Here is a 4721-nt window from a genome sequence, read left to right as displayed (position 1 = left end):
CGTCGATCACGCGGAGGGTGATCTCCGGCTGCACCGGCTCGCCGGCGGTGGCCTGCCGGATACGCCGCTCGGGCACCGCCACGTTGGGGCAGTCGGGGACCTGGAGAATGTCCAGTTTCACGGGTGGTCTCCTTCGTGTAGCGAGGACAGGACCGGGCAGGACCGGTGGTTGCGGGGCAGCCCGCATGTCGCGATCAGTTCGGTCAGCGAGCCGTGCATGCGCTGCAGGTCGGCGATACGGCGTTCCAGCTCGGCGGCACGGGATTCAGTCAAGGCGCGGGCGGTGTCACAGTCGTCGGGGCCGCCGTCTGCCAGGTTCAGCAGTTCGGCGACATCGTCGAGGGTGAACCCCAGCTCCTGGGATCGTTTGACGAACCGGACCACCGCGACCGCGTCGTCGGGATAGCTGCGGTAGCCCGACGGGGACCGGGCCGGTCGCGCGAGCAGGCCGCGACGCTCGTAGTAGCGCAGGGTCTGCGCGTTGACTCCCGCCCTGGCTGCCAGCTCACCGGTTCGCATCCACACATTCTCAACCCTGTACCCGAGTACAGGGTCAATGCCGCCCAGCTTCCCTGGCGCATTCTTCGGTCCCGCTGACCCGCAGCCTGTGCATCAAAGGCAACGCGCACGTGCCCGTGCCGGTCCCGGGCTTTCCTCGTAGCATGACGGAGAAGGTTCTTCCCTTCCCGAAGGAGGGGAAGTCAGGTCGCAGGACTCGTTCACCTCGACTCGGCAGTGTGAGGGAAGTCGAGCTCTGCGACTCTGAGGTACCGCGCCATTGCCCGTCGGCACACGTTATCCGTGGTGCGCAGCGCATGCGCGGAGCTGCTCTTTGACCGGTGCTGTCGAGCCGAGGAGGGCGGACGGTGCAGAAACAGTGCAGGAGGCCGGTCAACTAGCCGGAGGTGTCGTTTCGGTGCGGCACAGTTGCTGCGAGCGACGCGGTCTCAGGCGGGCCGAGTGAGCATCGCGGCCAGATCGGCGGGGATCGGCATCGGGGTCATCAGCCCAGCTGCAGTCCGTCCGGTGTTCCCGTCGGGTAGCGGCCCAGCGCGAACCCGGGAGCAGTGACGATGATTCGCACCATCTGACCGAGAGCCTCACGACGGTCGCGCTGGCGCAGGGCGAGGCCGAGCATGGCGAGGTGGTTGCGGGTGTGCGGCCACGGATACGGCTGGGACAGGATGTGGGCGCGTTCGAGGTGGTGCCAGCGCCCGGCGTCGTCGTCGGTGTGGCGGGCAGCGGCCATTTCCGCGATGTAGACCGTGCGTAGAGAAGCGGGCATTCGGCTCATGGCGTGGGGTCCTTACTGGTGGATTCGAGGAACAGTGCGACGAGGACGAGGACGACACCGCAGGTGATGTAGGTGTCGGCGAGGTTGAAGGTGGCAAAACCATCCGGTGTGGAAATAGTCGGTGACTGTGCCGTCGAGGAAGCGGTCGATGACGTTGGCGGTGGCGCCGGCGACGATCGCGGCGAATCCGAGGGTCTGGAGCGGGTGACTGTCGGGTGCGGTGCGCCAGGCGTACACACCGATCGTCGCGGTGATGGCCGCGGTGACGGTGAGAACGACGGCGGTGGGGAGCTGGTCGCCGAGGCTGAATGCGACCCCGGTGTTGTAGGTCAGGCGCAGTTGCAGCAGACCGAGATCGAGTGCCCGCCCGTCAGATAGCGCGTCGCGGGCCACCGGGTCGAGGATCAGCGCGAGAGCAGCCAGCGCGCCGGCGAGTACGACGAGACTGCCGCGTCTGCGACCCTGCCCGGCCCCGGCCACCGAGGGTGCGACAGAGCTGTCATCCGGCGTCATAGCCGGGCTCCGGTGGCCGGTTCCGGCATCTTTGTCGATGGTGGTGCCTCGGTGAGGGCGTGGGCGCGGCCGGCGCGGACCCCGTTGGCGATCACAACGATCTCGGCGACCTCGTGAACCAGGACAACCGCCGCCAACCCGAGCACACCGAACAGGGCCAGGGGCATCAGGACGGTGATGATCGCGAGCGAGAGGCCGACGTTCTGCAACATGATCGTTCGTGATCGGCGGGCATGCTGCAGGGCTTGAGGTAGATGCCGCAGGTCCTCACCCATCAGGGCGACGTCGGCGGTCTCGATGGCCACGTCGGTGCCCATCGCGCCCATCGCGATCCCCAGATCGGCGGTGGCCAGGGCAGGGGCGTCGTTGACACCGTCGCCGACCATCGCCGTCGGCCGTGTACCGCGGAGGGTGTCGATGATGCGGGCCTTGTCCTCCGGACGCAGATCGGCGTGCACCTCGTCGATACCGACATCGGTGGCCAACGCTCGTGCGGTGCGCTCGTTGTCGCCGGTGAGCATCGCCACGGTGTAACCGTCGCGGCGCAGCCCCGCGACGACGTCGCGGGCTTCGGGACGAAGTTCGTCGCGCACCGCGATCGCCCCGATCAGGGCGCCGGCCCGTTCGATGAGCACCGCAGTGGCTCCGGCGTGCTGCATCCGCTCGATATCGGCAGCCAGAGAGCCCGGGTCGATCCACCCGGGCCGACCCAGACGGGCAGGAATGCCGCCGACGTGACCGGTCAGTCCGGCACCGGGGACCGCGTCGACGTCCTCGGCGGGGGGGTAGTCGTCGACGGCGGCGAGGATCGCTGCAGCGAGGGGGTGCTCACTGCGTGCCTCGAGCGCAGCGGCGACATTCAGAACGTCGGCGCGGGTGGCGCCGCCGGTGGTGGCAACGTCGATGACCTCGGGGCGGTTCCGGGTCAGGGTGCCGGTCTTGTCCAACGCGACGATGCGGATCCGGCCCAACGCTTCGAGGGCGGCACCGCCCTTGACCAGGACGCCGAGCTTGGAGGCGGCGCCGATCGCGGCGACCACGGTCACCGGGATCGCGATGGCCAGCGCACACGGGGACGCGGCGACCAGCACGACCAGGGCGCGTTCGATCCACACCAGCGGATCACCGAATACGCTGCCGATCGCGGCGATCAACGCCGCGGCAACCATCACTCCCGGCACCAGGGGCTTGGCGATCTTGTCGGCCAGACGCTGGGCCTCGCCCTTGCGGGATTGCTCGGCCTCCACGATCTTCACGATCTTGGCCAGCGAGTTGTCCTGCGCGCCGGCGGTGACCTCGACCTCGAGAACGCCGGTGCCGTTGATCGACCCGGCGAACACCTCGGAGCCCGGTCCGGCCTCGACCGGCACCGATTCCCCGGTGATCGCGGAGGTGTCCAGGGCGGTGCGCCCGGTGCGGATGGTGCCGTCGGTGGCGAGCCGCTCCCCGGGTTTGACGATCATGATCTCCCCGAGCCCCAACTCCGCGGGGGCGACGGTCTGTTCCCGGCCGCCGCGCAGGACGGTGGCGGTGTCCGGCACCAGATTCAGCAGGGCGCGCAGGCCCCGTCGGGTGCGAGTGACCGCGTACTCTTCGAGACCCTCACTGATGGCGAACAGGAACGCGAGCATCGCGGCTTCGCCGACCTCGCCGAGCAGCACGGCGCCGACGGCAGCGATCGTCATCAGGGTCCCGACCCCGATCTTGCCGCGGGCCAGCCGCTTGAGGGTCGAGGGGACGAAGGTGTAGCCGGCGACGACCAGCGCCACCGCCTCGAAGCCCGTCCCGAGAGCGTCGGGCCCACCGGTGACGCGGACGATCAGGGCCGCAATCAGCAGGACACCCGCGGCGGCGGCCGCCCGGATCTCGGTGACCTGCCACCACTTGTCGGGCTCCTGGTCGTCTTCGCCCTCGACGCGGGGTTCGTCGGGGCCGCATCCGCAGGCGTCGCTCATGCCGTCACTCCCGTGTCGGTGTCGGTGCCGTAGTTCGGGCACAGCGCGACGGCGTTGCCCGTGGCGGCCAGGAGGGTTTCGGCCGAGGCCAGCAGGTCGAGCAGTTCCAGTCGGGCCAGCGAGTAGAACACCTGCCGGCCCTGCGGGCGGCCTTGCACCAGGCCGCAGTCCCGCAGGCATGCCACGTGCGCCGACACTGTCGATTGCGCCAATCCCAGCTCGCCGACCAGGTCCGCTACTCGGGATTCCCCGGCGGCGAGGCGGCGCACGATGGCCAGGCGGGTGCCGTCGGAGAGACTGTGGAACAACGCTGCTGCAGAGTCGAGACTTTCACCGAAGCAGGTCGTCGCTCGCTCATTCATCGTCATAAAACGATGATATTGAGGAAACATGATTAATCAAGCGGAGGGAGCGGGACAACGCGCGTTCTACTCCGCCAGTGCGGACTCCGACAACGGTCGCGAATGATGACGGCTGGCGGATTCTCGGACCGGCTCGTCACGACTCAAGGGACGTTCACAGACTGGCCGGCTGGCTCCCAGCCTGGAACGGCCAACGGGTCGCATGCCAGTTCTGCCTCGCGGGAGGATCGCCTTGCTCAGACTGTCCAGGCCGGTCGCCAGGTCCTCGCACGGGGGAGCCGATCGTGTCGACGAATCGACGGCACAGCTCGTCGAGCACCTCGGTGATGGGCATGTCGGTGGTGCCGTAGCGCAACTGTCGGCTCGGCTGAAGGTCGGCGAGGGCAGCGAACTCGATCAGATTCTGCTGGGCATGACACAGCTTCGCCGGTGCAGCGAGGACAGCAGCGTCACGCAGGTCGTATCGGCAGAACGGTCTCACACGCCCCGGGCGTTGCGGTTCGCGAGCATGGCGCTGCGGGCACTGCCACGGCGGGGCCAGAGCGCTCATCCACGCCGTTCCTGTCCACGGCACCTGACCGCAGCCTTCGCATGTCG

General features: G+C 68.6%; 4 protein-coding genes and 2 pseudogenes. 1 reads left to right on the top strand and 5 read right to left on the bottom strand.

What is annotated here, in order from left to right; translation table 11 throughout:
* Positions 1-117: 117 nt before the first annotated feature.
* The 5 genes and pseudogenes from Q0627_RS01255 to Q0627_RS01235 all read right to left on the bottom strand — a co-directional run bounded on the left by Q0627_RS01255 (position 118) and on the right by Q0627_RS01235 (position 4130).
* Positions 118-519 carry a MerR family transcriptional regulator gene (locus Q0627_RS01255; RefSeq protein ID WP_169647154.1) on the bottom strand — a complete coding sequence of 134 codons (402 nt, stop codon included), beginning with the start codon at positions 517-519 and terminating at the stop codon, positions 118-120.
* Positions 520-947: 428 nt separating this feature from the next.
* A pseudogene (locus Q0627_RS01250) lies at positions 948-1249 on the bottom strand (DUF3703 domain-containing protein).
* Positions 1250-1290: 41 nt separating this feature from the next.
* A pseudogene (gene lspA, locus Q0627_RS01245) lies at positions 1291-1807 on the bottom strand (signal peptidase II).
* Positions 1804-3762, bottom strand: a complete 1959-nt coding sequence (locus tag Q0627_RS01240) for a cation-translocating P-type ATPase (RefSeq protein ID WP_298807261.1) — start codon at positions 3760-3762, stop codon at positions 1804-1806. Before Q0627_RS01240 ends, lspA begins: the two are co-directional and overlap by 4 nt.
* Positions 3759-4130: a helix-turn-helix transcriptional regulator gene (locus Q0627_RS01235; protein ID WP_054720048.1), complete on the bottom strand. Its 372-nt coding sequence runs from the start codon at positions 4128-4130 to the stop codon at positions 3759-3761. Before Q0627_RS01235 ends, Q0627_RS01240 begins: the two co-directional genes overlap by 4 nt.
* A gap of 226 nt (positions 4131-4356) precedes the next feature.
* On the opposite strand from Q0627_RS01235, the gene Q0627_RS01230 reads away from it, so the two are divergent.
* The coding region (locus tag Q0627_RS01230; protein WP_298807256.1) for a hypothetical protein at positions 4357-4721 on the top strand (365 nt) is incomplete at its 3' end.

The sequence above is a fragment of the uncultured Gordonia sp. genome (genome assembly GCF_937858515.1).
Classification (GTDB): Bacteria; Actinomycetota; Actinomycetes; order Mycobacteriales; family Mycobacteriaceae; genus Gordonia.
This window is presented reverse-complemented; position numbering and strand designations above follow the sequence as displayed.

Excerpts from the sequence above, each read along its gene's own strand:
- Q0627_RS01255 (WP_169647154.1), bottom strand. The coding sequence starts at position 519 with ATGCGAACCGGTGAGCTGGCAGCCAGGGCGGGAGTCAACGCGCAGACC.
- Q0627_RS01240 (WP_298807261.1), bottom strand. The coding sequence starts at position 3,762 with ATGAGCGACGCCTGCGGATGCGGCCCCGACGAACCCCGCGTCGAGGGC.
- Q0627_RS01235 (WP_054720048.1), bottom strand. The coding sequence starts at position 4,130 with ATGACGATGAATGAGCGAGCGACGACCTGCTTCGGTGAAAGTCTCGAC.